Source organism: Leptothrix sp. (in: b-proteobacteria) (genome assembly GCF_965250675.1).
Taxonomy (GTDB): domain Bacteria; phylum Pseudomonadota; class Gammaproteobacteria; order Burkholderiales; family Burkholderiaceae_C; genus Sphaerotilus.
On sequence record NZ_CBDFPH010000001.1, the window covers coordinates 664,894 to 690,048 of the forward strand.

The window sequence follows — 25,155 nt, forward strand, 5'->3', positions numbered from 1 at the left end:
CCCAGATCAGGACTTCGAGCATGAACGCCAACACCAGCAGCGCCGCCAACGACAACTGGCCGTCACCCGTGGACAAGACCTCTCAGACCGACGATGAAAGGATCCGCGACGTGACCCCGCTGCCCCCACCCGAACACCTGATCCGCTTCTTCCCGATCCGGGGCACGGCGGTCGAAGCGCTGGTGGCGCAGACGCGCCACAACATCCGCCAGATCATGCAGGGCCAGGACGACCGCCTGCTGGTCATCATCGGCCCGTGCTCGATCCACGATCCGGCCGCCGCCGTCGACTACGCCCGCCGCCTGCTGCCGCTGCGCCAGAAGTACGCCGGCACGCTCGAGATCGTCATGCGCGTGTACTTCGAGAAGCCGCGCACCACCGTCGGCTGGAAGGGCCTGATCAACGACCCGTACCTGGACGAGAGCTACCGCATCGACGAGGGCCTGCGCATTGCGCGCCAGTTGCTGGTCGAGATCAACCGTCTGGGCATGCCTGCGGGCAGCGAGTTCCTCGACGTGATCTCGCCGCAGTACATCGGCGACCTGATCGCCTGGGGCGCCATCGGTGCGCGCACGACCGAGAGCCAGGTCCACCGTGAGTTGGCCAGCGGCATCAGCGCGCCGATCGGCTTCAAGAACGGCACCGACGGCAACATCCGCATCGCCACCGACGCCATCCAGGCCGCAGCGCGCCCGCACCATTTCCTGTCGGTGCACAAGAACGGCCAGGTCGCCATCGTCGAGACCAAGGGCAACCCGGACTGCCACGTCATCCTGCGCGGCGGCAAGGCGCCCAACTACGACGCCGCCAGCGTGGCTGCAGCGTGTGCTGATCTGGAGGCCTCCAAGCTGCCGCAGACCTTGATGGTCGACTGCAGCCACGCCAACAGCAGCAAGCAGCACGAGCGCCAGGTCGTGGTGGCCCGCGACGTGGCCGACCAGGTCGCCGCTGGCAGCCGCCATGTTTTCGGCCTGATGGTCGAGAGTCACCTGCACGCCGGTGCGCAGAAGTTCACGCCCGGCAAGGACGATCCGGCGCAGCTCGCCTACGGCAAGAGCATCACCGACGCCTGCATCGGCTGGGACGATTCGGAGCAGGTGCTCGACGTGCTGCACCACGCCGTCATTGCCCGGCGCGGCTGATTCATCCGCCCGAAGCCCACCCCAACGCCCTCTTCAGCGAGCGAGAACGCCATGCACAGCACCGTGACCCTGGTCTGGAATGCCAGCCAGGAACAGACTTTCAATGTGGACACCTCGCTCGCCCCGGACCAGGCGCGGGCCTGGCTGGACGAGCAGTTTCTGGCCTTCGAGTGCGAGCCGCTGCGTGCCTCGGGCAAGGTGCTGGTGGCCGACAAGCTGCTGGCGATTGCCGATGCTGCGGGACCGACTCAGTTCGCTGACGCCGCCTGGGCGCAGCACTATGCCGAGGCGGCGGCTGCGGCCACCGCCCGCCCGAGCGTTCGCGTCGACGTGTCGATGCGCACGCTGAGTTACTGACCCCGGCGCGTCAGTCCTCGCTGCGCGCCAGGCGCTCGCTGCGCCAGTAGACGTCGTCACCGCCCAGCCCGTCGAGGTTGGCGCGGTTGAGGACGCGTGCCAGCACGAACAGCAGGTCGGACAGGCGGTTCAGGTACAGGCGTGGCGCAGTGTTGACCGCGTCGTGCGCGGCCAGCGCTACCACCACGCGCTCGGCGCGGCGCGCCACCGTGCGGCACACATGCGCCAGCGCAGCGCTGCGCGTGCCGGCCGGCAGGATGAATTCCTGCAGCCGCGGCAGGTGGGCGTTGTAGTGCGCCAGCGCGGCGTCCAGGCCAGCCACGGCCTCGTCCTTGAGCAGGCTGTAGCCGGGGATCGACAGCTCGCCGCCCAGGTTGAACAGCTCGTGCTGGATGCGCACGATCAACTCGCGCACATCGTCGGGCAGCGGCTCGGCCAGCAGCACGCCCAGGTTGGAGTTGAGCTCGTCCACGTCGCCCATGGCCTGCACGCGCAGGTGGTCCTTGGCAATGCGGCTGCCGTCGCCCAGGCCGGTGCTGCCGTCGTCGCCCGTGCGGGTGCTGATTTGTGTAAGTCGATGTCCCATGGCCGCATCGTAGCGCCTGCACAATCCTGCTTTTGTGCAACCAACTGAGGCCCCGTGATGGCTGTTGACCTGAATGACGCCGAAATCGGCGAACTCGATGACCTGCTGGCCGCGATTCCCGCGCCGCTGGAGGCGCTGGATGTGGTGATGCTCGACGGCTACCTGTGCGGTGTGCTGGCCCAGCCTGTGGCCATGGCGCCCGAGCGCTGGCTGCCGTTCGCCTTCGACTGGAACCTGGGCGACCAGGACGAGCAGGGCAATGAACTCGGTCAGATCCTGACCTCCGAGACACCGGGCTGGCACCCTGCCAAGCAGGAGCGCCTGATCGCGCTGGTGCAGCGCCGCTACACCGAATTGCACCGCGCGCTGGTCGAAGACGGGGGCTTCAACCCCTTCATCATGCAGCCGCTCGATGAAAACGATCAGCCGCTGACCGGTGCCGCTGCCATCAGCGCGGCGTTGGCGCCCTGGGTGATCGGCTTCACGCACGCGCTCAATCACTTCCCGGCGCTGGAGGCCCTGCCTTCAACCGACCTGCCCGACCTGCTGGCGTGCCTGATGCGCCACCTGCCGGACCAGAGCGAGGACGAGCAGGCCTACACCAAGGCGCTCGACCAGGAGCATCCGCTCAAGAGCCTGGACGCGGCGATCGAGGACCTGGTGCACAACGTGGTCGAGATTGCCGACATCGCCCGCGCCGACCTGCTCAAGGTCGAAACCGTGCGCCGCACCGAACCGAAAGTGGGCCGTAACGACCCTTGCCCGTGCGGCAGCGGTCGCAAGTTCAAGCAATGCCACGGCAAGGACGACGCGGTCTGATCGCGGTTTGATGAATCTCAAGCCCGCAAGGGCTTGAGTGGCGACACTGAAGTTGTCCTTGAAAACCCCCCACGAGAGGTGATGACATGAAGATCCTGGTTGCCGTTGACGGCAGTGAATACACCAAGCGAATGATGGCCTACTGGGCAGCACATGATGAATGGCTGGGCGCGGCTCATGAGTTCACGGTGCTGACCGTCGTGCCCGCCGTGCCGTCGCGCGCGGCGACGGTGCTGGATCGTGAAGTGCTGGACTCGTACTACACCGATGAGGGCGAGAAAGTATTCAAGCCCCTGCGTATTTTTCTTGAGCAACAGCGCATCACGGCGACGTTCCTGCGCAAGACCGGACATGCGCCGGAAGTCATCGCCAAGACCGCCAGCGAAGGCGGGTTCGACCTGCTCATGATGGGCTCCCACGGCCACACCGAACTGGGCAACCTGGTGATGGGCTCGGTCGCGACGCGCGTGCTGGCCAGTTGCAAGACACCGGTCTTGCTGGTGCGCTGAATCAGCGCTTGGCGCGGGCCTTCTTGGCAGCTTGATCGGCGCTGTTCTGCAGGCTCATGTCCAGACCGAAGGCCGTGCCGTGATCGGAGAAGTCCGGCGTGCGCTTGACACGCCGCTTGACGCGCGGATGGCGGCGCGTGCTGGGCTGCACCTCGGCTTGCGGCTTGAACCAGTTGCTCAACCGCGCCCACCACTTGATTCGAGTTTCCATGCTTTTCTCCTGCCACCCTGATTGACCGACGAATCCAGCTGTTACTTCAGCCTGTACGCAGTTTCATGATAGTGAGCAGGATCTGCACAAATTTGATGCCATCCTGTTGCAAGCCGGTGCGCCGTGCGGTTTGACCGTCGATGTTGTTAATTCAAGACGAATTTTCAAAGCGGGCCTGTCAACCCTTGGGTTGAGGGGTAGCCAGTGCGGGGTGCGCCTTGCGTCAGTGCCGCACCGATGCGATCGAGCAGCGAGTTGGGGCCGGCATCCGTCGCACCCTCGCCTCCGTTCTCGCCATGCAGCTTCCACTGGTGCCAGTGCAGCGCAATCTCGATCGTGACCTGCGGATGCAGCACCTGCAGCGCGCCCGCCGCCACGCGTTCGGCCAGTAGTGGCCAGGCCGCCACGCCGATGCCCCAACTGCTCTCGACCGCCCGCACGTAGGCCTCCGCTGACGGGACATAGCGCTGGCGCAGCCGGGGCGCGCGCACGCCAAACGTCCGGCTGACCCACTGCGCCTGCACGTCGTCCTTGCGGTTGAAGACCACAAAGGGCTGATCCGTGAAGTTGCCCCGGTGCAGGCCCGCGCTACCCAGCTCGGTGGCAATGAAGCGCGGGCTGGCCACGGCGGCGTAGTGCATCACGCACAGGGGCGTGATGCGGCAGCCGCGCAGCGCCTCGCTCACGGTCGAGACGCAGCCCAGCACGCGGCCCTCGCGCAGCCATTCGTGGGTGAAGTCCTGGTCGTCGACCACCAGTTCCAGCGAAATCCCGGCGTCGACCACCGGTTGCAGCGCGGGCAGCACCCAGGTGGCGAGGCTGTCGGCGTTGACGGCGATCGGCACGCGCTCCTGCGCATCGGCGCGCTGGCCCAGTTCGCGGGCGATATCGCTGCGCATGGCCTGCATCTGGCGCGCGTAGCGCAGCAGCACCTGGCCGGCCTCGGTCAGGCGCAGTGGGCGCTCGCGCACCACCAGCGGCTGGCCGACTTGAACTTCCAGCGCGCGCAGGCGCTGCGACACGGCGCTCTGGGTGATGGCCAGGCGGTGGGCGGCGCGCTCGAAGTGGCCTTCATCGACCAGCGCGGCCAGGCAGTCAAGGGCGGCGGGGTCGAAGTTGTTCATCGATCAATCATCAGTGTTTCTAATGAAATTCAATAAATATTAATCTATCTATTCAAAAGCATGGCTGCGCCCGAAGATTGCATCCCAACGAATTCATGTCTATTTCAGGAGCTTGTCATGCACGTTGTTGTACTTGGCGCCGGCATCATCGGCATCAGCACGGCCTGGCATCTGCTGTCGCAAGGCCATGAGGTCACGGTGGTGGATCGCTGCGCGGACGCAGCCATGGAGACCAGTTTTGCCAATGGTGCGCAGATCTCGGTCAGTTTCTGCGAACCCTGGGCCAACGCCGGCGCGCCGTTCAAGGTCGCCAAATGGCTGTTGCGCGACGATTCGCCGCTGCTGTTTCGCCCCCGGCTGGACCCGCACCAGTGGCGCTGGGGCCTGTCGTTCCTGGGGCAATGCACCGACGCGGCTTTCGAGCGCAACGTGCGGCAGCTGGTCGCCCTCGGGCGCTACAGCCATGCAGCGCTCAAGGACGTGGTGGCCGCAACCGGCATCGAATACCAGCGGCTGGAGCGCGGCATCCTGCACTTCTTCTCCACCCAGGCCGATCTGGAGGCCGGCGCGGCGGGTGCCGAGTTGATGCGCCGCTACGGTGTGGACCGCCGCGTGCTCAGCCGAGACGAGGTCCTGCGCGTGGAGCCCGCCCTGGCCGCCTATGGCGCGCAGATTGCTGGTGGCACCTACACCGCCAGCGACGAGTCGGGCGATGCACGCGTCTTCACCCAGGCGCTGGCGCAGCGCTGTGCGCAGATGGGCGCGCGCTTCCTGTTCGGCCATGACATCGAAGCACTCGCCACTGCGGGCGGTGCGGTCGAGCACGTGCGCGTGCGCAGCCGCGAAACCGGCGTGAGTCAGACGCTGCGCGGCGATGCGGTGGTGGTCGCGCTCGGCTCCTACAGCGCGCCGCTGCTGCGGCAGGTGGGTGTGTGCCTCAACATCTATCCGGCCAAGGGCTATTCGGCAACTTTCAAGCTGCGTGATCCGGCGCGCGCCAGCGTCGTCAGCCTGCTGGACGACTCACGCAAGATCGCCATCTCCCGGCTGGGCGATCAGGTCCGGGTGGCGGGTACGGCCGAGATGGCGGGCTATGACACTCGCCTCGACAGCGCCACCGCCCGCGTCCGCTGCGAGGCGCTGCGCACCCGCTACGAGGAACTTTTCCCCGGTGTGGCCGACACCACCGAGCCGAATTACTGGACCGGCCTGCGCCCCAGCACGCCCGACAACATCCCCTACATTGGCCGTACGCGCGTGGCTGGGCTGTGGGTCAATGCCGGGCACGGCACGCTCGGCTGGACCCATGGCGCCGGCTCGGGCCGCGCGCTGGCCGACCTGATCGGCGGCCTGCAACCGGCGCTGGATTTCAGGTTCTGTGGCGTCGATGCATCCTTTAGCCAAGCTCGCTACGCACCGGCTTGACGTGTCTCAAAACGAGGCGACTTAGCGACGCTGCTTCCACCATTGTGGGGATGTGCAGGGGGATGAGGCTTACCTACATTTCATTTCAGTTGCTGTCGCACGAAACCATCAGAACCAGAAACCATTGCACTGAAGTCCGCACCCAATAAAAAGCAACACGCGGAACGGGGCAATGATCATCCGGACATTTACGGCGTTCTGCCTGCAGAATTGCTCTTGAGCCCACCCTGGCGGTGGGCTTTTTCTTTGGGGCGGATTCAACCGCGAATTGGATCCGCTGAGACTCAAACCACCTGCCGCAGTGCCTGCGCGGTTTCCTGCAGCAGCGGCAGAAGGCGGGCGACCACTTCCTCGCGGCTGTAGGGCTGGATAGGCATGGTGGTGCCGATGGCGCCCAGGCAGTTGCCCTTGCGGTCTTTCAGTGCGACGGCCATGCCGCGCAGGCCGATCTCCAGTTGCTGCTCGGTGATCCAATAGCCCAGCCGGCGCGCGCCCATCACGTCGGCGTGGAACTGCACCGGGTCGGTGATGGTGTTGGGTGCGAAGGCGGCGAAGTGGTGTTCGGCAATCCAGCGCTCCAGCGCCTCGTCGGTGTAGTGCGCCAGGATGACCAGCGACGGCGTGACCACATGCGCCGGCACCCGCGCGCCGGCATGGAAGCCGATCGAGATCACGCGCGGGCTGTTGCTGCGCGCCAGGTAGACGATCTCGTGGCCATCAAGCACGCTGAAGTTGACCGTCTCGCCGCACGCCTGCGACATCCGCTGGATGAAGGGCTGCACCAGGCGTGGCAGCCGCGCTGCGCCCAGATAGCTTTGCCCCAGCCGCAGCACGCGCGGCAGCAGCCAGAACTGCTTGCCGTCGTGGTCGGCATAGCCGAAGTGCACCAGGCTCAACAGATAGCGGCGCGCTGCGGTGCGGGTGATGCCGCTGCGGGCGGCGCACTCGCTGGGGGTCAGGCGCGGGTGCTCATCGTCGAAGGCCTCGATGACGCGCAGGCCCTTGCCCAGGCCTTCGATCAGATCCTTGCGATCAATGGGGGGTTCCATGGGCAGCCTCCGGTGGACGGTGTGGGGAAGGGCGACCGTCATCGCCTGGGAGCCTAGGACAAACCCCGGAAGCGTTCGATGAGCGCGCAGCGTGCGCGATTATCGCGCAAATGGCGTGTTTGCTGCTTGTGACTGCGACAGCGCAAACCTAGAGTCGCATCCATCGCAGCATGATCGTGCTGCAGCGCATACAACCACTTCATGCAAATTTCCGGCAACACCCGCGTCTTCATGGTTCTGGGCCATCCTGTGGCCCAGGTGCGGGCGCCGGAGGTTTTCAACCACCTGTTCGCCCAGCATGGCGTGGACGCCGTGCTGGTGCCGGCCCATGTGGCGCCGGAGGATCTGGCCGGCTTTGTGCGCCACACCCTCGCGGCCCGCAACATCGACGGCCTGTGGGTCACCGTGCCGCACAAGACCGCGCTGCTGCCGCTGCTGGCGCACTGCGACCTGAGCGGCAGCACGGCCGATGCCGTCAACGCCGTGCGCCGCAGGGCCGACGGCAGCCTGGAAGGCGCGCTGTTCGATGGCATCGGCTTCGCCAAGTCGCTCGACCACTTCGGCGTGCCCTGCCGCGGCGCCCGCGTGCTGATCGTGGGTGCTGGTGGCGCGGGCGTGGCGATTGCCACCGCGCTGGTGCAGCGCCCGCTGGCCGAGCTGGCGCTGTTCGACGCCACGCCTGGCCGCGCCGAGAGCGCCGCCGAGCGGCTGCGCAGCGTCACCGCCGTCAGCGTCAGCACGCCCGCCAGCGGCGACCCGGGCGGCTATGACATCGTCATCAACGCGACGCCGCTGGGCCTGGACAACACCGATCCGCTGCCGCTGGACGTGAGCCGGGTCGACGCCGGTGCGGTGGTGATGGACATCCTGATGAAGAACCAGCCCACGCCGCTGCTGCGCGCCTGCGCCGAGCGCGGCCTGACGGCGCACCCCGGCTACGAGATGCTGATCCAGCAGGTGCCCGAGTACCTGCGCTTCTTCGGCCTCGACGACGTGGCGCGGGCGGTGCAGGCCGATCTGGCGCCGGTGCGGGCGTTGTTCGAGCCCGAGTTCCGTGATTGATTTCCGCGACTGATCCGCGACCCTTTTCCCGACCGACCTTGTTCTACCCCCTGGCGCATACCGCCTGACCTTGCAGGAGACTTCCATGAACTTCACCCGTCGTCACGTGAGCGCCGCCGTTGCGCTGCTGGCCCTGTCTGCTGCCGGTCTGGCGCAGGCGCAAGCCACCATCAAGATTGCCAATATCGTCGAGCTCTCGGGCGCGGGCGCCACCGCCGGCACCAACTTCAAGAACGGCGTCGAGCTGGCGGTCAAGGAAATCAACGCCGCCGGCGGCATCCTGGGCAAGAAGATCGAGACCGTCACCTCCGACACCCAGAGCAACCCCGGCGTGGCCAAGGGCCTGACGCAGAAGGCCATCGATGACGAGGTGTTCGCGGTGTTCGGCCCGGTGTTCTCCGGCTCGATCATGGTCAGCATGGCCGAGACCCAGCGCGCCCAGGTGCCCAATTTCACCGGTGGCGAGGCCGCGGCCATCACCCAGAAGGGCAACCCGTACATCTTCCGCACCAGCTTCACGCAGACCACCGCGATGCCCAAGGTGGCCAAGTACATCGCCACGGGCCTGAAGGCCAAGACGGTCGCGGTGATGTTCGTCAACAATGACTTCGGCAAGGGCGGACGCGACGCCATCACCAAGGCGCTGGAAGCCAGCGGCGTGAAGGTGGTGGCCGACATCTCGACCGACTCGGGCCAGGTCGACTTCTCTGCGCCGGTGCTCAAGGCCAAGCAGTCCAACGCCGACGCGCTGTTCGTCTACACCAACGAGGAAGAGTCCGCCCGTGCCCTGCGCGAACTGCGCAAGCAGGGCTGGAGCAAGCCCATCGTCGGCGAGACCACGCTGACGGGCCAGAAGGTGATCGAGCTGGCCGGTGAAGCCGCCAACGGCGTCGTCGCCCACGTCGGCCTGACGGTGGACGCGCCCAACCCGCTGATGCTCAAGTACAAGGCCAAGTTCTACCAGGACTACAAGTACATCTCCGACCACAACGGCATCAAGGGCTACACCGGCGTCTACTCGCTCAAGGCGGCGATCGAGAAGGTCGGCAAGCTCGACCGCATCGCCGTGGCCAAGGTCCTGCACGGCCTGCAGATCAGCGCCGCCAAGGAGCCCGGCGTGCTGATGGACGTGAGCTTCGACGCCAACGGCGACCTCGACCGCGAGAGCTTCGTGGTCGAAGTCAAGGACGGCAAGCAGATCGTCAAGGAAGTGCTGCCCCCGCTCAACCCGATGTCCGCTGCGGCGCCCGCCAAGGCCGCTGCACCCAAGAAGTAAGCCGCTCCTGCGGCGCTCGGGTCGGCGTTCTGCCGGCCTGGTTTCTCTCTCTCCCGTCATCGCCCCCAAGTCCCTCCCCTGCATCGGCGCCACAGAAGCGCCGGGCGGGGGAGGGCACCCCTCGGCATTCCCTGTCACTGGCCACGTCGAAAGGACCGCCCCATGACCGACTTCCTCCAACTGCTGTTCTCCGGTGTCGCCACCGGCAGCATCTACGCGCTGGCCGCCCTCGGCTTCACGCTGCTGTGGCAGGCCAGCGGCACCATCAACTTCGCCCAGGGCGAGTTCGTGATGCTGCCCGCCTTCATCATGCTGGCCTTCATGGCCGCCGGCCTGCCGCTGCTGGCTGCGTTTGCGGCGACCTGCTTCGTGGCGGTGTTCGTGCTGGGCTGGGCCTTCAAGCGCGGCATTGCCGACCCGCTGCTCAAGTTCGGCCTGATGCCGATCGTGGTGGCCACCATCGGTCTGTCGATCGCCATGCGCAACGGCATCCGTGCCGGCTACAGCGCCGAGGCGCACCCGTTCCCGAGCCTGTTCGCCGACAAGCTGTTCAACATCGGCGGCGTCACCATCACGCTGGCCGACGTCGGCACGCTGGGCTTTGCGCTGCTGCTGGTGCTGGCCACGCAGGCCTTCCTGAACAAGACCGTCACCGGCCGCGCCATGCAGGCCGTGGCGCAGAACACCGAGAGCGCCACGGTGCTGGGCATCAACGTGCCGCGCATGGTGTTCTACACGTTTGCCATCAACGCGCTGCTGGCCTGCGCCGCCGCGTTGCTGGTCACGCCGACCTATCTGGCCAAGTTCGACATGGGCGAAGGCCTGGGCAACAAGGCCTTCTTCGCCGCCATCATCGGCGGTTTCAACAACAGCCGCGGCGCGCTGCTGGGCGGCGTGATCGTCGGCGTGGCCGAGAACCTGGCCGCAGCCTACATCTCGCCGGCCTACAAGGACGCGGTCGCGCTGGTGCTGTTCATGGTCGTGATTCTCTTCAAGCCGCAAGGCCTGCTGGGCGTCAAGGAAATGCGCAAGGTCTGAGGAGCCACACGTCATGAAACTTCTACACAAGCTCGGCCTGCTGGCCATCCTGGTGCTGTTGCTGGCGGCGCCGCCGCTGCTCAAGAACTACGGCATCTACCTCTTCACCTACTGGCTGGTGTTCATCATCGCCACCATGGGGCTGAACCTGACCATCGGCTATGCGGGGCAGAAGTCGCTCGGCCACGCGGCCTTCTTCGGCATCGGCGCCTACACGGTGGCCATCATGATGCAGGCCGGCTTCAGCTTCTGGGTCGGCTTGCCGGTGGCCATGATCGGCTGCTTCGTGATCGGCCTGGCGGTCGGATTCCCGGCGCTGCGCGTGCAGACCATCTACCTTGCATTCGCCACGCTGGGCTTCAACACCGCCGTCTGGCTGGTGATGCGCAACGAGGAGTGGCTCACCGGGGGAACCTTCGGCATCAACGGCATTGCCCGCCCGACGCTGTTCGGCCTCGACCTGAGCGGCAACCTGGCGTACTACTACTTCGTGCTCGGAGTGGCGCTGATTCTGGGTGCGCTGCTGTTCGGTCTGCTGCGCTCGCCCTGGGGCAAGGCGTTCACCGCACTGCGTGACAACCCGATCCGGGCCGAGTCGCTCGGCATCAGCGTGCAGGGCTACACCTTGCTGGCGTTTGCGATCGGCGCGGTCTACGCCGGCGTGGCCGGGGCGCTGTTTGCCAGCCTGGTGCAGTTCATCGAGCCGGCGCCGTTCACCGTGGGCGCGTCGATCATGATGTACCTGATGGTCGTGCTGGGGGGGCCGGGCTACTTCTTCGGCCCGGTGCTGGGCGCGGCCATGGGCGTGCTGCTGCCCGAGTGGCTGCGCTTCGCGCAGGCCTGGTACCTGTTCATCTTCGGCGCGGCCGTGATCCTGCTGATGCTGTGGCTGCCCGATGGCCTGCTGAGCATTCCGGACCGCCTGCGCGCCCGCCGTCTCTCGCGTGAGGCGTCTGCCGCCCGCGCTGCATCGGCCGCTGCCGCTGCTGCCAACGAAGGAGCCCAGTCATGAGCCAAGCGCTGCTCAAAGTCACCGACCTGAAGAAGTCCTACGGCGCCATCAAGGCCGTGGGCGGCGTGAGCTTCGAAGTCCGCCCCGGCGAGATCTTCGGCGTGATCGGCCCCAACGGTTCGGGCAAGACCACGATGTTCAACAGCGTGCTCGGCCAGATCACGCCGGACGCCGGCCGCATTGAGCTCAATGGCCGCGACATCACCAACCTGAGCCCGCTGGAACTCAACCGCCGTGGCGTTGGCCGCACTTTCCAGACCCTGCAGGTGTTCGGCAAGATGACGGTGCGCGACAACCTGATCGTGGCCGCACAGGAGCACAAGGGCACGATGTTCAGCCGCATGTTCGCGCCGAGCGACTCGGGGCTGGGCGCCAAGGCCGACGAGCTGATCGACCTGTTCCGCATCCGCCATGTGGCCGACAAGAAGGCCGGCGAGCTGAGCTACGGCCAGCAGAAGCTGGTCGACATTGCAATGGCGTTCATGAGCGAGCCGGATCTGGTCTTGCTGGATGAGCCGTGCGCCGGCGTCAACCCGAGCCTGGTGGGCGGCATCAGCACGCTGCTCAAGCAGTTGAACCAGAAGCAGAAGGGCTCCTTCGTGGTGATCGAGCACAACATGGACTTCGTGATGGACCTGTGCCACCGCATCATGGTGATGGTCGAGGGCCAGGTGATGGCCATCGGCACGCCGGCCGAAATCCGCGCCAACAAGCAAGTTCTGGACGCCTACCTGGGAAGCTGACCATGACGACCTCTCATTCAGAGCACGCCATCGAGTTTGACAACGTGCTCGCCGGCTACGGCGACTTCATGATCCTGAACAACCTCAGCTTCAAGGCCAGGCGCGGCGCCATCACGCTGCTGCTGGGGCCCAACGGCGCGGGCAAGAGCACGGTGCTCAAGACGCTGTTCGGCCTGCTGAAGGTGCGCAATGGCAGCATCAAGCTCGACGGCCAGGACATCACCGGCGCCAGCTCCAAGGACCTGCTGGTCCAGCACGGCATCGCCTTCGTGCCGCAGGGCCGCAACCTGTTCGGCCAGCTGTCGGTCTACGAGAACCTGGAACTGGGCGGCATCACCCTGGGCATGAAGACCACGCGCGAGCGCATCCCCGAGGTGCTGGAGCGTTTCCCGCGCGTCAAGGAGCGCATCAACAGCCCGGCAGCGGCCTTGTCCGGCGGCGAGCAGAAGCAGCTCGAAGTGGGCCGCGCGCTGCTGCTGCGCCCCAAGGTGCTGCTGATCGACGAGCCGTCCATCGGCCTGTCGCCGCTGGTGGTGCAGGACGTCTTCAAGCTGCTGCGCCAGCTGGCCGACCAGGGCACCACGGTGCTGATGGTCGAGCAGAACGTCAAGAGCGCGCTGAAGATCGCCGATGAGGCCATCGCGCTGGAATCCGGCCGCCGCGTGCTGCAGAAGCGCGCCGACGAGTTGCTCAACGACCCGAACATCGAGCGGCTGTTCCTGGGCGGTGCGCATCAGGCGTCGAGCGGCGCCAAAGCAGCATGACGGCAGCCAGGCTCCGTATCGCGGTGGCCGGCGCCGGGCTGATCGGCCGGGCGCACATCGAGCGCATTCAGGCCAGCAGCGAATGCGAGCTGGTCGCGCTGGTCGATCCGAAGCCCGCGCCGGCCACGCTGGCGCAGGCGGGTGAACACGTGCCGGTCTACGCCGATCTGGCCGCGATGCTGGAGTCACAAAAGCCTGACGGCGTGATCCTGGCCACGCCCAACGCGCTGCATGTCAGCGGTGCGCTGGCCTGCATCGCCGCCGGTGTGGCGGTGCTGGTCGAGAAACCGATTGCCGACAGCGTGGCCGAGGCGCAGCGCCTGGTCGACGCGGCCGACGCCAGCGGCGTGCCGGTGCTGGTGGGCCACCACCGCCGCCACAGCGCGGTGCTGGCGAACGCGGTCGAGGCGATCCGCAGCGGCCACATCGGCCGGCTGGTGGGCGTGCAGGCCAGCGCGACCTTCCTCAAGCCCGACCATTACTTCACCGACGCGCCGTGGCGCACGCAGCCGGGCGGCGGGCCGATCCTGATCAACCTGATCCACGAGATCGACAACCTGCGCGCGCTGGTGGGTGACGTGGTCGAGGTGCAGGCTTTTGCGTCGAACGCGACGCGCGGCTTTGCGGTCGAAGACACCGTGGCCATCAACCTGCGCTTTGCCAACGGCGCGCTGGGCACTTTCCTCTTGAGCGACACCGCTGCCAGCCCGCGCAGCTGGGAGCAGACCAGCGGCGAGAACAAGGCCTACGACCACCACGGCGACCAGGACTGCTACGTGATCGCCGGCACGCAGGGCTCGATCATGGTGCCGACGCAGCGCGTCTACCGCTACGAGGGCGAGCGTTCGTGGTTTGCGCCGCTGAGCATGGCGCCGCTGCCGCAGACCGAGGTCGATCCGCTGGTGCGCCAGCTGGCGCATTTCTGCGCCGTGATCCGCCGCGAGGTCGCGCCGCTGGTCAGCGCCCGAGAGGCCTTCAAGACGCTGCAAGTGACCTTGGCGGTGGCCGAGGCCGCCCGCACCGGCCAGCGGGTGCGGTTGATCTGAAAAATCGCCTGAGACGCGGCTAGAGTTACGGTTTACCGAACCCAGCCTCAGGAGCCCCCCGATGACCGAAGTCCTGCTCGAACGCGAAGCCGCCGAGGCGCTGCCCAACCCGATCGGGCTGGATGGCATCGAGTACATCGAATACGCCACCTCGCGGCCGCAGGCGCTCGGCCAGGTGCTGGAAACGCTCGGCTTCAGGCCGGTGGCGCGGCACCGCTCGCGCGAGGTGCTGCTCTACCGCCAGGGCAGCATGAACATCATCGTCAACGCGCATCCCGGCCTGCTGCGCGGCTCGACCGCCAGCAGCCGCCACCCGCAGGCGCCGGGCGAGTCGCCGCGCATTTCGGCGATCGCACTGCGCGTGCGCGACGCGCGCAAGGCTTTTGAGGACACGCTGGAGCGCGGCGCCTGGGAAGTGCCCATGCACGCGCAGGTGATGGAGCTGAATATTCCCGGCATCCACGGCCCGGGCGGCGCGCACATCTATTTTGTCGACCGCTACCGCGAGTTCTCGATCTACGACGTCGACTTCGTGCCGATTCCCGGCGTCGACCAGCGCCCGCCCGCCGTGGCCGGCCTGCATTTCTTCGGCGTGGTGCAGTACATCGGCCTCGACCGCACCGACGACTGGGTGGCGTTCTACCGCGAGCTGATGGGTTTTGCCGAACTGCCGCCCGAGCAGCGCTTCGGCATCCTGCCCAAGGGCGTGGTGCTGCAGAGCCCGTGCGGCCAGTTCTTCCTGCAGCTGATCGAGCCCGATCCGCTGGTGCTCGACAACACCGAGCTGTTCCAGCGCATCGGCCTGGGCGTGGCCGACGTGCAGCAGGCCGCAGCCGTGCTGCGCGCGCAGGGCGTCGAGTTCGTCGAGTCGGCCAAGACCCACACCGACGAGCGCGGCGCGCTCACCCGCACCTACATGGGCACGGTGATGTTCGAGCTGGTGCACGACGAACGCGGTGAACGCGGCGAATGGAGCAAGGGCGCATGAACAGCTTCGGCATGGACACCATCACGCTGGCCGGACCGCTGGAGGCCAAGCTGCAGGCGATCAAGGGTGCGGGTTTCAGCCAGGTCATGCTGGCCGCGCGCGATCTGGTCGGTCACCCGCAGGGACTGGACGCCGCGATTGCCGCCGTGCGCGACAGCGGCCTGCGTGTCACCGGCTTCCAGGTGCTGCGTGATTTCGAGGGCCTGTCGGGCCACCTGCACGCCTACAAGGTCGACATCGCCAAGAGCATGATCGAGATGGCCGCGGCGCTGGGCTGCAAGGTGCTGCTGGCGTGCTCGTCGACCTCGACCCACGCCAGCCAGGACAGCGCTGACCTGGTGCGCGACCTGCGCAAGCTGGCGATGCTGGCGGTGCCGCACGGCATCCGCATCGCCTACGAGGCGCTGTCGTGGGGCCGCACGGTCAATGAGTTCCAACAGTCGTGGGACCTGGTGATGCGCGCCGATTGCCCCAACCTCGGGCTGGGCATCGACTCGTTCCACATCCTGGCGGCCAGGAGCTCGCTCGAAGAGCTGGACTACATCGATCCGGCCAAGATCTATCTGGTGCAGCTGGCTGATTTCATGTGGCAGGAAGTCCGCTCGTTCGAGGAGCGCATGTCCACCGCGCGCCACTTCCGCGTCTTCCCTGGCGAGGGCGTGCACAGCGACGAACTGGTCGACCTGGTGCTGCGCCTGGACCGCATGGGCTACCGGGGCGACTACAGCTTCGAGGTCTTCAACGACGACTACCAGCAACTGCCGCTGCCGGTGGTGGCCGAGCGCGCCCGCAAGAGCGCGCTGTGGCTCGATGAGGACGTGCTGCGCCGCTCCACCCCGCTGCCCGACCGCGTGACGCTGCGCGGGCGCGAGTCAGTGGTGCTCTGAGCAGCTTTCGTTCAAGCTTTCGTCCATCACGGCGGCCCGGTACGCATGCCAGCTGGCATGCCCCAGCACCGGGCCGACCACCAGCAGCCCGGCAAACCACGGCAGCATCGCCAGCACCACCGCCACGGTCAGCAGCGCGCCCCACAGCAGCATCACGCCGGGCTGGGTCAGCACCAGGCGCAGGCTGGTGAGGCCGGCGGTGATGGCGTCGACCTGGCGGTCCAGCATCATCGGAATGCTGATGACGCTGACGGCGAAGATCAGCCCGGCAAACACCGCGCCCACGCCCAGGTAGGCGACGATGAAGCCGAGGTTCTCGGGGTCGAGCAGCGCCAGCAGCGAGCCCTTGAAGTCCGGCATGCCGTCGAAGCTGACCGCAAAGATCACCAGGCTGGCGCGGCCCCACAGCATCTCCAGCACCAGCAGCACGAAGCCGAAGATCGCCATCGGCCCGATGTGCTCGTCCCAGGCGGTCAGGCTGTCGCCGAGGTCGGGCTGCTCGCCACGCTCCAGCCGCAGGCTGACCTGGTACAGCCCCATGCACAGGAATGGCCCCATCAGCAGAAAGCCGGCCGAGAGCGCCAGCGTCCAGGCAGGCGCCTGCTCGAACACCTTCATCAGCGCCCAGCCCATCGCCATGAAGCACAGGCCGTAGAAGCTGCCGATGCCGGGGTGACGTGCGTAATCACGCCAGCCCAGCGCCAGCCAGCGCAGCGGGTCGCGCAGGGTGAGTGGGGCCAGCGTGGGAGCTGCTGCATGGCCTGCCGCTTTGTGCGGGTCGACGTCGGACATGTTCGGTAGAGGGTCGCTCATCGGGTTGCAGTTCCAGGAAAGTGCGGCGGTGGATCTTTCGGGCAGATGAATTTATTAACTGCGCTTAAGTTTCGAGAATTGCAAGATCAAGCGCGTTGATGAATCCCGTTAATGAGGTGGCGAAACCCCCTATTCAAAGCAATTCAGCGCCTCATTTCTGCACTAAAGTGAGGGTTATTGAAACAAATTTGTAACAAGGACGCCATCGTGCAGGGATCTCTACGCAAACAGGACCGCTTTGGCTGGGTCGATTTCGCCAAAGGCTTTTGCATTGTGGCCGTGGTCGCCATGTGGGTCGTGGGCACGATGCAGGAGCACGTTGCAGGGACTCCGGCGGGCTGGCTGGGCTACTTCGTGTCATTCGCGAAGCCGTTCCGCATGCCCGATTTCTTCCTGATCTCGGGCCTGTTCCTGTCGCGCGTGATTGATCGGCCATGGCGGCATTACCTCGATACCAAGGTGGTCCACTACCTCTACTTCTTTGTGCTGTGGACGTTCCTCACCGTGCCGGTGACTTGGCTGCTCGGCCATGAGACGCCGACCAGTGCGACTGAGGCGCTCACGTCGCTGCTCTACCTGCTGTATTCACCGTTCCAGAACCTCTGGTTCATCATGATGCTGTCGGTCTACTTCGTCGCCACGCGTCTGCTGCGTCAGGTGCCGGTCTGGATCGTCATGCCTGCTGCGCTGCTGCTCATGGTTTTTCCGCTCAGCACCGGCATTTATCACGTCGACCGGTTTGGCGTGTATTTCGGCTTTTTCTATGCCGGTCATGTGTTCGCAAACCGGTTCTTTGCGCTGGCTGACTGGACCAGCGAGCATCGCAAGGTGGCGACTGCCGGCCTGCTGGTCTGGGCCATCTGCAATGGCGCGGCAGTGAAACTGCGGTTGAACGATGGCTTTACCGCCAACATGATCATGGGCTTCCTGGGCATCAGCGCCGTGGTGGTGCTCAGCCAGTTGGTCGCCGCGCAACGTTGGGCTTCAGGGATCAACTACCTTGGCAAGAACTCCATCGTCGTGTACCTGGGCTTCTACCTGCCGATGATCATCATCGTGCCGGCACTGAAAGCCTCGCCGGTTGGCGCGCAACTCCATGTCGTGGGCACGGTCGCACTGGTCGGCTGCATCGGCATCTCCGTCCTGGCCTATCACTTGGCCAATCGCGTGGGCCTGTCGTTCCTGTACAAGCGACCGGCTTGGATCAGCTTGGTCAAGCCCACGCGCCCGCTGGGTGAACACAGCAAGTCGCGACTCGGCGAGGTCTGAACGACCTGGGTCCAGTTTCAAATGAAAAACCCCGCTTCTCGGTGGCGAGAAGCGGGGTTTTTTGTTGTCCGGATCAGTGCGTCTTGACGCTTTGATGGTCTCGCCGACAGGAATCGAACCTGTATTTGCCGCTTAGGAGGCGGCCGTTCTATCCATTGAACTACGGCGAGATAAAGCAGGATTTAAGAGCTTTCTTCAATGGAGATTTTCAGCGTGAATCAGCCAATATCAGCCAATATCACGTACCAAGTGAGTGATAAAGTGATACCGAATCAAATGGCGGTATTGATATGGAAAATGCACTTGCGGAGCAGTTCAAGGGAGACGCAGCAGCATACCTGCGCAGCCTGAAGCAGACGATCGATGCCGCGAAGCGGCTGAAGTCTGCTGCAAGGCGGCAGGCCTGGAGCCGTTGGCGGCAGATGTGGGCGCGGTGCACGAACGAGCAGCACCATGCGTTCCACAACTATGGCGGTCGCGGCATCGCTATCGATCCAGCATGGTCAGATTTCGACACCTACTTCGCTGATGTAGGGAATCCGCCCCGGCCCGGTATGCAGTTGGACCGAGTCGACAACGATGGCCCTTACAGCAAAGGCAATGTGCGCTGGGTGACGCCTGCCGAGAACGGCGCCAACCGACGGATTTCTGATCCAGTGAAGATCACCAGCGCCGGTCGGCGCTGGAAAATCTCGGTGCGCCATTCGGCGAGTTTTTCATCGGCAGCAGAGGCTGAGGATTTCGCGCAGGCGCTGCGCCAACTGCTGAAGCGGGGCCGCTGATGGCCAGCATCTGCAAGATCAATGGCAAGTGGCGGGCGCTTGTCCGTCGCAAGGGTTTTCCGACCTTCTGCAGGACGTTCCGCACCAAGACTGAAGCCGACCGCTGGGCGCTTCAAATCGAGGCCCAGATCGATCGTGGCAAGGCCCCAGCCCCGGCCGCTGTGCTGGGCCGCGTGCTGCTGCTGGGCGATCTGGTCGACGAGTACCGCAAGCTGCGCGACCACTCGCGGCCCATCAGCGACACCAGCACCGAGCATTACATGCTGCGGCAGATCAAGGCGGGCCTGGGCGAGCTGGACGCGATGACGGTGAGCCCGCATGACCTGGTGGGCTACTGCCGCATGCGTGCCGATGAGGGCGCCGGGCCGTACACGATCAACATGGAGATCAGCAAGCTCGGCACCGTGATGCGTTATGCCAGCGTGGCGCTCAAGGTGGTGGTGCCCGACGTGGCTGCGGCCGCGCGGCCGCTGCTCAAGCACTTGAGCTTGATCGGTGGCGGCGGCAAGCGTGAGCGGCGCCCGACTGAAGACGAGCTGGTCGCGCTCACGACCTGGCTGGCGGCAGAGAAGGGCGAGTTGTTCGCGGAGATCGTGCGGTTCGCCGTGGCCACGGCGCTGCGGCGCGGCGAGATCGAGCAGCTGGTGTGGGGCGACGTCGACCGCGATAAGCGGCTGCTGCTGGTGCGCGACCGCAAGGATCCGCGCCACAAGGCGGGCAACGATCAGTGGGTGCCGCTGCTGGGCGACGCCTGGGCGCTGCTGGAGCGCCAGCCGCAGGGCGCGGCCGATGCGCGGATCTTCCCGATCGGCGCTCAGACGGTCAGCAAGTACTTCACCGAGTGTTGCCGGGCGTTATCCATCCCTGACCTGCACTTCCACGACCTGCGCCACGAAGGCACTTCACAGCTCTTCGAGGCCGGCTTTGCGATTCAGGAAGTCGCGCTGGTCACGGGCCACAAGTCCTGGAACATGCTGCGGCGCTACACGCAGCTGAAGCCCGAGGCGCTGCACCAGGTGGCAGCGCAGAAAAAAGCCGCTGAGGCGCAGGCCGCAGCGGCAGATCAGGATGCGGCAGAATCCGGGCCGCTGGCTCCGTCGCACAATGGATAGTGCAACCCCCTCCTAAGGGGTAGATACAGGTTCGATTCCTGTCGGGGCCACCATCACGAGGCCGCACGCGCCGATTCCCGGCACTTGTCCAAGTGCTCCGCCACATCCCGGTAGTCGGCCCAGCGCTTGCCCTGGTCCTTGTACGTCGGGATGGCGAGCGTGCCGGCGCTGGACTGGGTGTAGACCGCGCCCTTGCTGAGCCCGAGGATTTCGGCCAGCTGCTCGATGCTCAGGCGCAGGCCGTAGCGTTCGGCCACGATCATCTGGGTGACGAGGCTGCTCATGCTGCACCACCCTTCACACCAGCCGGCAAGCCCAGTCGCGCCCGCAGTTCGTTGATGGTGTCATCGGTCCGCTGGATCGGCCGCGTCTGCTCGCGGTGGTATTCCAAAGCGCCCAGCGCCATAGCCATCATGTCCTGGTATCTCGCGTGGTCCATGTTGGTCAGACGATCGCCGAACTTGATCGTCTGCTCAGCTTGCAGCAGCTGCGCGTTGAGGCGATCAATCTCCCCCAGCAGCAGCCGCGCCTCTTCGCAGGTGATGTTCACGGCAAGCCAGCGGGTGGGCGGCGTGCTGAGGCCGCGCAGCGCCGTGATCGTGGTTTGCAGGTCGCTCATGCGCGGGCCCCTTTCGTCGGCTTGGCGCGGAGCGCATCCCAGCCGCGGCTGAACTCGCCCACGTGGTCGGGATCAGCCGCATAGCGGCACGGCGGCGTGGGGTGGATGGTGTGCTTGGTCTTGTCGGTCACCACAATGGCCGGGCCGGCGGGTCGGTCGGGCACAGTGCCCGGGGCCATGCGCTTGCTTTCGTGGATGCCCAGCGTTTCGCGCGGGAAGATCTTGCGGCTGGTCATGCGACTCTCCAGACGCCGATGGTCTTGTCGTTAATGCGCCGCACTGCGAACTTGCGGCCATGCGCTTTGGCGAACACGGTGGCGGCCTTGTTGATGGCGCCGATGTACTGGGCCGAGATCTCGAAGCTGGTGCCCGGCTCGGTCAGCAACCCGAGCACGCCCTCGTACTTGGTGCGCCCCAGCATGCCTGCCGTGCGCATCGGCATCGGCACGCCCTTGTGGATCTTGACTGCGTTGAGGTCGATGTCTGGCAGGCGCTTGCGGCTGCCACGCTGAGCCTTGACTACAGGGGGCGCGACTACCTTGGCGCTGGCCGCTGCCTCAGCCAGCCGCGTGCCGGCGGCGTAGGTGTTGGCCTGGCAGATGCGCAGCAGCTTGGCGCCGATGGCCGGCTCCAGCAGCTTGCCGATGCTGGCTGCGGCGGCGACCAGGTCGAACTTGAGCATGATGTCTTTGGCGCTCAGCGCTTCGTCGGGGTTCTTGAGGAAATAGGCGCAAACCTTTTCGGCCAGGCTGCCGGGCTCAGGGGTGTAGGTGTGTGAGGTGGTCATGCTGCGGCTTTCGGGAGTGATGCGGGGGTTGGGTGCGCTGCGCGGTGCGCGGCCGCCAGCTGGTTGATCTGCCGTTCGGACCAGTCGGCGGCCAGCACGGCAGTGGGGCGGTCGACGATCTCGGCCAGCGCGTCCATCACCTGTAGGCCGGTGCGGGCGATCTGCAATTCAGTGCCGGTGAAAGCTATGCGGCCGGTCTTGCCGTAGCGCTCGATCAGGTGGGTGACGCTGGCGAGGTGCTCGGCCATCTCGGGCATGCCGGTCTCCAGCAGCTGCGCGATGCATGAAAACGTGAACGCACCGCCGGCGTACTGCCACAGCGTGTCCTCATCGGCGCTGCCGTCGCGGATGGCGTCGACGTTGATGTGGTGCGCCAGGCTGAGGCCGCTGAGCTGATCGGGCGTGAGCTTGGGGCGCAGGCCTCGATGCAGCCGGGCGATCAGCTCGGTCTTGCTGGGCTGATGGCGGGGGCGCTTCATGCGTCGGCTGCCTCGAACAGGTCGACGGTCGTGGCATCGCTCGCATCGCCGGCAGAGCCGGCATCAACCATCTGGACAGGGGCCGAAGGCACCGAAAGGGGGTCGACGCCGTAGCGCCGTGCCAGCGCCAGGCGATCGGCTGCATCTTGCATGGCCTCGTCGGTGACACGGTGATAGCCGTAGGCGTTGTCGATGGCTGCCATCACCAGCAGCGCAGCCAGGTCATCGGCGCCCATCGCGGCCAGCGCAGCACGGCGCTCGGTGTCCGTGATGACCTCAGACCAGCCGAACATGGATTCGGCCAGGCCAAGGCAGCCGGTGTCTTCGACCATTCGCAGCAGCAGCAGGCGCAGGTCGTCGGTCGTGCGTGGTGTTTGGCGCACGCGCAGCATGATCGCGGTGCGTACCGCGAGCCACGATTCACGGTCGAGCACGGCCCGCACCTCAGGCGCAGCATCCTCCACCAGGCCCGGCAAGTCGGCGCCGCGCGCAGCGGTGGAAGGGGTAGATTGGGCTGCTGCCGCTTTTTGTGCCTCGGCCGGCCGGGCTTTCGCAGCGAGCCGCATGGCCTCCGCATCGCTGCGCATCACGCATTCGATCAAGCGCTCACCAGCAGTGGCCGGGCGTAAGGTGGTGTAGACCACCGGCAGCGGCTGTGCATCGGCACGCAGCTGGTCCAAGGCTTGAGCCACGGTGAAGTTAACAACTGTTCCAGACGTGTGATCCGTGTAGAGATAGCTATCCAGCGAGGTGTGAGTGGCATGTGAGAACTTTTCGATCCACAGGCCTTGGCGAATGGCCCGTTCCTTGACCTGCTCGATGTGCGCCGCATCCTTGCCCTCGTAGCACGGCACGTTCGTGCAGACGTATGCACCGAAGTCGCTCAGGCCCGGATCGTTGCTGCTGCAGTCGTGGCAGTGGTCGCAACTGCCGGCAATGGGCACCAGCAGGTGATCGGACGGGTTGAATGTGGCATCGGCCAGCGTGCGCGTGAAGCCGCGCTCCAGCTCGCGGCGGGCATCGCGGTAGCTGCGGACCACGGTGACCGGCTTGTGTGCAAAGTGGTCGGTGGTGTGGCAGCGCTCCAGTGCCTTGGCCTGCAGCGCGAGCGGCACGCGGGCGATCAGCGTGGCGATCTCTGCGCCCACGTCGCCGCTCATGCAGGCTTTGCGCACCTCTGGCGTGAGCGTGGCCAGCTTGAGGCGGTTGTAGATGTAGGTGCGGCTCTTGCCGGTGTCGCGGGCGATCTGGTCGGCGCTGATCTTGTGGTCATCCATCAGCCGACGGAAGGCCTCGGCTTCTTCGATCGGGTGGACGTCTTCGCGTTCGAGGTTCTCGTGCAGCTGGGCGATGCTGGCGGCCTGGTCGGTCATGGGCCGCACGATGCAGGGCAGGTAGTTCAGCTCAGCCAGCAGCGCGGCGCGGTAGCGGCGGTGGCCGAAGACGATCTCATAGTTGGCGCTGCCGGTGATTGGCCGCACGACGATGGGCTGCAGCAGGCCCTGGCTGGTGATGCTGTCGGCCAGCTCCTGCAGGCCGGCGTCGTCAAACGTCTTGCGGGGGTTGGTGGGGCTCTCAAGCAAGAGATCAAGCGAGAGCAGTGATACGGCTTCCATGGCGGTCTCCGGGCGGTGAATGTGGGGCGGGCGTAGAGGGGGTGGCAGCGCGTGGCGGTGGCGCTGTGCTCTGTGGGCGCACGCGCCCAGCAGGGATGACGGGTTGAGACCGAGGTGGCGTCGTGGCTGTACGCGCTGCGGCGATGCGCTTTTCTTGGTCATCGGCAAACAACCGCAGCGCGGCGGTGGCTGCATCTGGTTGCGGCGCACGCAGCGCCTCAGACCACAGCACAGCGGCGAGCAGCTCAACCACCACTGCAGACAACACCGCCACCAGCAGCGTCAACGCCTCGACGTTGGCGCCGGTCAGGCGGGCCAATTGACCCGCCACTGGGTCGACGGCAGCGGCAGCGCGGCGCGTGTCCAGCGCGGCCGCTGAGGCGGCCAGCTGCTCACGCAGGTCTGCCGCGCGCTGGGCTTCGGTGTGCTCGGTCTTGAGCGCATCGGTTCGGGCCTGGGCTTGCTGTACGGCCAGCCGGCGTGCACCGCAGCGGCCGGGCTGGTCTTGTTCGCACCGGGTCAGCTGCAGATTCAGCGCCGCAGCACGGGCATGCGCTGCAGCCAGGTCAATGGCGACCATGCCCAGCGGCCGCGCGCTGATGTTGGCCAGCTGGTCAGTGAGCGCGGCCGTGTGGGTGCTGGTCTGCACTGCACTGGCCCGAGCACTGCCGGCGTGCGCTGCGGCCCCGCTGAAGAACGTCGCGTGCCCATAGATCGTGATGCCCATGCAGGCCAGCCACAGGCCCCAGATCGAGCCGACAGCCGGGCCCTTTCCCCCGGTGCGGCGTGCCAGCGCCGGCAGCACGTGCGCGGCCAGCGTGATGGTGACGGCCACGGCCAGCACCAGAGCCCGGTCGACCGGCGTGGCCGCGCGCTCAAACGCTGCGGCCGCAGCCATGCCGACACCGCACAGCGAGACCAGCGCAGCAGCCACGGCTGTGGCGCGGCGGGCAGTGATGCCGCTCACAGCCGCATCACGCCGCCGCGTGTCAGTTCGCCCTGCTGCTGGCGGGGCTCGGCTTCGGTGCGGGTGGGGGCTTTGCCCAGCGGCTCGATCTGCTCGACGTCGACGCACAGCAGCACCAGGCCGTCGCGGGTCTCGGTGTGGTGCAGGCCCCGGCAGTGCACGTACACGCCTGCGCCCCGGCGCAGCTGGTTGGCGGCACTGCGCGCCACCATCGCCGCCACGTTGCCGGCGGCGTACTGGCGGTAGGCGCGCACGGCCGGCATGTCGGGTGTTGCTTCCAGCTCGATGTAGATGCGGTAGGTGCCATCCGGGGCCGTGATGCGGGCTTCGGCATCGCGGGCAAGAGTGCCGCTCAGGCGCTGGGTCGTCATGGGCGGCCTACGTAGTCAATGCCCAGGGTGCAGGTCGCGCAGTCCAGAGCGCGGACGCTGCCGGTGGGGATGGCCTCCGGTGCGTCGAGAAAGCCGGTGTCGTTGATGCCAATGCGCTGGCCGACCACGGCGTCGGGGCAGTAGGTCACCATCCAATCGGTGCGCACATGGTTGTTGGGCTGCTGCACAAGGGCACCGGTGTAGTGGTTGTGTGGGGCGTAGTACTTCACGGCCGGCTCCCGAGCAGCCAAAACACGATGCGGCGCAGCAGGCTCTGACGGCGGCGCACGCTGATGCCCAGC

At 66.2% G+C, this 25,155-nt stretch carries 31 protein-coding genes and 2 tRNA genes; 18 read left to right on the forward strand and 15 right to left on the reverse strand.

Going from position 1 to position 25,155, the window contains the following annotated elements; genetic code table 11:
- The first annotated feature begins 20 nt into the window (after positions 1 to 20).
- Both AC5IG3_RS02945 and AC5IG3_RS02950 read left to right on the forward strand, forming a co-directional pair.
- The gene (locus AC5IG3_RS02945; protein WP_491904779.1) at positions 21 to 1,142 is read left to right on the forward strand and encodes a 3-deoxy-7-phosphoheptulonate synthase; all 1,122 of its coding nucleotides are present in this window, start codon (positions 21 to 23) and stop codon (positions 1,140 to 1,142) included.
- Between the two features lie 51 nt (positions 1,143 to 1,193).
- Complete coding sequence (locus tag AC5IG3_RS02950) at positions 1,194 to 1,499, forward strand: hypothetical protein (protein WP_491904780.1); 306 nt, start codon at positions 1,194 to 1,196, stop codon at positions 1,497 to 1,499.
- Positions 1,500 to 1,509: 10 nt separating this feature from the next.
- Here AC5IG3_RS02950 and AC5IG3_RS02955 read toward each other — a convergent pair whose 3' ends face one another.
- Positions 1,510 to 2,085: a cob(I)yrinic acid a,c-diamide adenosyltransferase gene (locus tag AC5IG3_RS02955; protein ID WP_491904781.1), complete on the reverse strand. Its 576-nt coding sequence runs from the start codon at positions 2,083 to 2,085 to the stop codon at positions 1,510 to 1,512.
- Between the two features lie 57 nt (positions 2,086 to 2,142).
- On the opposite strand from AC5IG3_RS02955, the gene AC5IG3_RS02960 reads away from it, so the two are divergent.
- Together AC5IG3_RS02960 and AC5IG3_RS02965 are read left to right on the forward strand one after the other, a co-directional pair.
- Positions 2,143 to 2,904: a UPF0149 family protein gene (locus AC5IG3_RS02960; protein WP_491904782.1), complete on the forward strand. Its 762-nt coding sequence runs from the start codon at positions 2,143 to 2,145 to the stop codon at positions 2,902 to 2,904.
- 86 nt (positions 2,905 to 2,990) lie between these two features.
- On the forward strand, positions 2,991 to 3,413 hold the full coding sequence (locus tag AC5IG3_RS02965; RefSeq protein WP_491904783.1) for a universal stress protein: 423 nt from the start codon (positions 2,991 to 2,993) through the stop codon (positions 3,411 to 3,413).
- Position 3,414: 1 nt separating this feature from the next.
- On the opposite strand, the gene AC5IG3_RS02970 is transcribed toward AC5IG3_RS02965, so the two are convergent.
- Together AC5IG3_RS02970 and AC5IG3_RS02975 are read right to left on the reverse strand one after the other, a co-directional pair.
- Positions 3,415 to 3,624, reverse strand: coding sequence for a hypothetical protein (locus tag AC5IG3_RS02970; protein ID WP_491904784.1), 210 nt, complete (start codon positions 3,622 to 3,624; stop codon positions 3,415 to 3,417).
- A gap of 164 nt (positions 3,625 to 3,788) precedes the next feature.
- Positions 3,789 to 4,748, reverse strand: a complete 960-nt coding sequence (locus tag AC5IG3_RS02975) for a LysR family transcriptional regulator ArgP (RefSeq protein ID WP_491904785.1) — start codon at positions 4,746 to 4,748, stop codon at positions 3,789 to 3,791.
- Between the two features lie 117 nt (positions 4,749 to 4,865).
- Here AC5IG3_RS02975 and AC5IG3_RS02980 point away from each other — a divergent pair, with 117 nt between their 5' ends.
- Positions 4,866 to 6,173, forward strand: a complete 1,308-nt coding sequence (locus AC5IG3_RS02980; RefSeq protein ID WP_491904786.1) for a D-amino acid dehydrogenase — start codon at positions 4,866 to 4,868, stop codon at positions 6,171 to 6,173.
- Positions 6,174 to 6,457: 284 nt separating this feature from the next.
- Here AC5IG3_RS02980 and AC5IG3_RS02985 read toward each other — a convergent pair whose 3' ends face one another.
- The gene (locus AC5IG3_RS02985) at positions 6,458 to 7,222 is read right to left on the reverse strand and encodes an IclR family transcriptional regulator domain-containing protein (RefSeq protein ID WP_491904787.1); all 765 of its coding nucleotides are present in this window, start codon (positions 7,220 to 7,222) and stop codon (positions 6,458 to 6,460) included.
- A gap of 201 nt (positions 7,223 to 7,423) precedes the next feature.
- Between AC5IG3_RS02985 and AC5IG3_RS02990 the strand changes: the two genes are divergently transcribed.
- From AC5IG3_RS02990 to AC5IG3_RS03030, 9 genes are all read left to right on the forward strand, one after another.
- On the forward strand, positions 7,424 to 8,284 hold the full coding sequence (locus tag AC5IG3_RS02990; protein WP_491904788.1) for a shikimate dehydrogenase family protein: 861 nt from the start codon (positions 7,424 to 7,426) through the stop codon (positions 8,282 to 8,284).
- Positions 8,285 to 8,369: 85 nt separating this feature from the next.
- Complete coding sequence (locus AC5IG3_RS02995) at positions 8,370 to 9,560, forward strand: ABC transporter substrate-binding protein (protein WP_491904789.1); 1,191 nt, start codon at positions 8,370 to 8,372, stop codon at positions 9,558 to 9,560.
- Positions 9,561 to 9,722: 162 nt separating this feature from the next.
- On the forward strand, positions 9,723 to 10,598 hold the full coding sequence (locus AC5IG3_RS03000; RefSeq protein WP_491904790.1) for a branched-chain amino acid ABC transporter permease: 876 nt from the start codon (positions 9,723 to 9,725) through the stop codon (positions 10,596 to 10,598).
- 13 nt (positions 10,599 to 10,611) lie between these two features.
- A complete protein-coding gene (locus AC5IG3_RS03005) occupies positions 10,612 to 11,610 on the forward strand; it encodes a branched-chain amino acid ABC transporter permease (RefSeq protein ID WP_491904791.1) in 999 nt (332 codons plus the stop codon).
- Positions 11,607 to 12,353 (forward strand): ABC transporter ATP-binding protein, encoded by a 747-nt coding sequence (locus AC5IG3_RS03010; protein WP_491904792.1) that lies wholly within the window; start codon positions 11,607 to 11,609, stop codon positions 12,351 to 12,353. The genes AC5IG3_RS03005 and AC5IG3_RS03010 overlap by 4 nt, the downstream gene beginning before the upstream one ends.
- A gap of 2 nt (positions 12,354 to 12,355) precedes the next feature.
- The gene (locus AC5IG3_RS03015) at positions 12,356 to 13,117 is read left to right on the forward strand and encodes an ABC transporter ATP-binding protein (RefSeq protein WP_491904793.1); all 762 of its coding nucleotides are present in this window, start codon (positions 12,356 to 12,358) and stop codon (positions 13,115 to 13,117) included.
- Positions 13,114 to 14,163 carry a Gfo/Idh/MocA family protein gene (locus AC5IG3_RS03020; protein ID WP_491904794.1) on the forward strand — a complete coding sequence of 350 codons (1,050 nt, stop codon included), beginning with the start codon at positions 13,114 to 13,116 and terminating at the stop codon, positions 14,161 to 14,163. The genes AC5IG3_RS03015 and AC5IG3_RS03020 overlap by 4 nt, the downstream gene beginning before the upstream one ends.
- Before the next feature lie 61 nt (positions 14,164 to 14,224).
- Positions 14,225 to 15,151, forward strand: coding sequence for a VOC family protein (locus tag AC5IG3_RS03025; RefSeq protein WP_491904795.1), 927 nt, complete (start codon positions 14,225 to 14,227; stop codon positions 15,149 to 15,151).
- Positions 15,148 to 16,038: a sugar phosphate isomerase/epimerase family protein gene (locus AC5IG3_RS03030; RefSeq protein WP_491904796.1), complete on the forward strand. Its 891-nt coding sequence runs from the start codon at positions 15,148 to 15,150 to the stop codon at positions 16,036 to 16,038. Before AC5IG3_RS03025 ends, AC5IG3_RS03030 begins: the two co-directional genes overlap by 4 nt.
- Here AC5IG3_RS03030 and AC5IG3_RS03035 read toward each other — a convergent pair.
- Positions 16,024 to 16,851, reverse strand: coding sequence for a DUF2189 domain-containing protein (locus AC5IG3_RS03035; protein WP_491904797.1), 828 nt, complete (start codon positions 16,849 to 16,851; stop codon positions 16,024 to 16,026). The genes AC5IG3_RS03030 and AC5IG3_RS03035 overlap by 15 nt on opposite strands.
- A 177-nt stretch (positions 16,852 to 17,028) precedes the next feature.
- Here AC5IG3_RS03035 and AC5IG3_RS03040 point away from each other — a divergent pair, with 177 nt between their 5' ends.
- Complete coding sequence (locus tag AC5IG3_RS03040; protein WP_491904798.1) at positions 17,029 to 18,120, forward strand: acyltransferase family protein; 1,092 nt, start codon at positions 17,029 to 17,031, stop codon at positions 18,118 to 18,120.
- Between the two features lie 95 nt (positions 18,121 to 18,215).
- Here the strand turns inward: AC5IG3_RS03040 and AC5IG3_RS03045 are convergent.
- Positions 18,216 to 18,290: transfer RNA gene (locus AC5IG3_RS03045), tRNA-Arg, on the reverse strand.
- 120 nt (positions 18,291 to 18,410) lie between these two features.
- Between AC5IG3_RS03045 and AC5IG3_RS03050 the strand changes: the two genes are divergently transcribed.
- From AC5IG3_RS03050 to AC5IG3_RS03060, 3 genes are all read left to right on the forward strand, one after another.
- Complete coding sequence (locus tag AC5IG3_RS03050) at positions 18,411 to 18,902, forward strand: hypothetical protein (protein WP_491904799.1); 492 nt, start codon at positions 18,411 to 18,413, stop codon at positions 18,900 to 18,902.
- Positions 18,902 to 20,014, forward strand: a complete 1,113-nt coding sequence (locus AC5IG3_RS03055; protein WP_491904800.1) for a tyrosine-type recombinase/integrase — start codon at positions 18,902 to 18,904, stop codon at positions 20,012 to 20,014. Before AC5IG3_RS03050 ends, AC5IG3_RS03055 begins: the two co-directional genes overlap by 1 nt.
- Positions 19,993 to 20,067, forward strand: a tRNA-Arg gene (locus AC5IG3_RS03060). The genes AC5IG3_RS03055 and AC5IG3_RS03060 overlap by 22 nt, the downstream gene beginning before the upstream one ends.
- Here the strand turns inward: AC5IG3_RS03060 and AC5IG3_RS03065 are convergent.
- From AC5IG3_RS03065 to AC5IG3_RS03105, 9 genes are read right to left on the reverse strand one after another with little or no spacing between them, the layout of a single operon-like run.
- Positions 20,068 to 20,298, reverse strand: coding sequence for a hypothetical protein (locus tag AC5IG3_RS03065; RefSeq protein WP_491904801.1), 231 nt, complete (start codon positions 20,296 to 20,298; stop codon positions 20,068 to 20,070).
- Positions 20,295 to 20,633, reverse strand: coding sequence for a hypothetical protein (locus AC5IG3_RS03070; protein ID WP_491904802.1), 339 nt, complete (start codon positions 20,631 to 20,633; stop codon positions 20,295 to 20,297). The genes AC5IG3_RS03065 and AC5IG3_RS03070 overlap by 4 nt, the downstream gene beginning before the upstream one ends.
- Positions 20,630 to 20,869, reverse strand: coding sequence for a hypothetical protein (locus tag AC5IG3_RS03075; protein ID WP_491904803.1), 240 nt, complete (start codon positions 20,867 to 20,869; stop codon positions 20,630 to 20,632). The genes AC5IG3_RS03070 and AC5IG3_RS03075 overlap by 4 nt, the downstream gene beginning before the upstream one ends.
- Complete coding sequence (locus AC5IG3_RS03080) at positions 20,866 to 21,420, reverse strand: hypothetical protein (protein WP_491904804.1); 555 nt, start codon at positions 21,418 to 21,420, stop codon at positions 20,866 to 20,868. The genes AC5IG3_RS03075 and AC5IG3_RS03080 overlap by 4 nt, the downstream gene beginning before the upstream one ends.
- Complete coding sequence (locus AC5IG3_RS03085; RefSeq protein WP_491904805.1) at positions 21,417 to 21,899, reverse strand: hypothetical protein; 483 nt, start codon at positions 21,897 to 21,899, stop codon at positions 21,417 to 21,419. Before AC5IG3_RS03085 ends, AC5IG3_RS03080 begins: the two co-directional genes overlap by 4 nt.
- The gene (locus AC5IG3_RS03090; RefSeq protein ID WP_491904806.1) at positions 21,896 to 23,515 is read right to left on the reverse strand and encodes a ParB/RepB/Spo0J family partition protein; all 1,620 of its coding nucleotides are present in this window, start codon (positions 23,513 to 23,515) and stop codon (positions 21,896 to 21,898) included. Before AC5IG3_RS03090 ends, AC5IG3_RS03085 begins: the two co-directional genes overlap by 4 nt.
- Positions 23,487 to 24,482, reverse strand: coding sequence for a hypothetical protein (locus tag AC5IG3_RS03095; protein WP_491904807.1), 996 nt, complete (start codon positions 24,480 to 24,482; stop codon positions 23,487 to 23,489). Before AC5IG3_RS03095 ends, AC5IG3_RS03090 begins: the two co-directional genes overlap by 29 nt.
- The gene (locus tag AC5IG3_RS03100; RefSeq protein WP_491904808.1) at positions 24,479 to 24,853 is read right to left on the reverse strand and encodes a hypothetical protein; all 375 of its coding nucleotides are present in this window, start codon (positions 24,851 to 24,853) and stop codon (positions 24,479 to 24,481) included. The genes AC5IG3_RS03095 and AC5IG3_RS03100 overlap by 4 nt, the downstream gene beginning before the upstream one ends.
- Positions 24,850 to 25,083 (reverse strand): hypothetical protein, encoded by a 234-nt coding sequence (locus AC5IG3_RS03105; RefSeq protein ID WP_491904809.1) that lies wholly within the window; start codon positions 25,081 to 25,083, stop codon positions 24,850 to 24,852. The genes AC5IG3_RS03100 and AC5IG3_RS03105 overlap by 4 nt, the downstream gene beginning before the upstream one ends.
- Positions 25,084 to 25,155 lie beyond the last annotated feature (72 nt).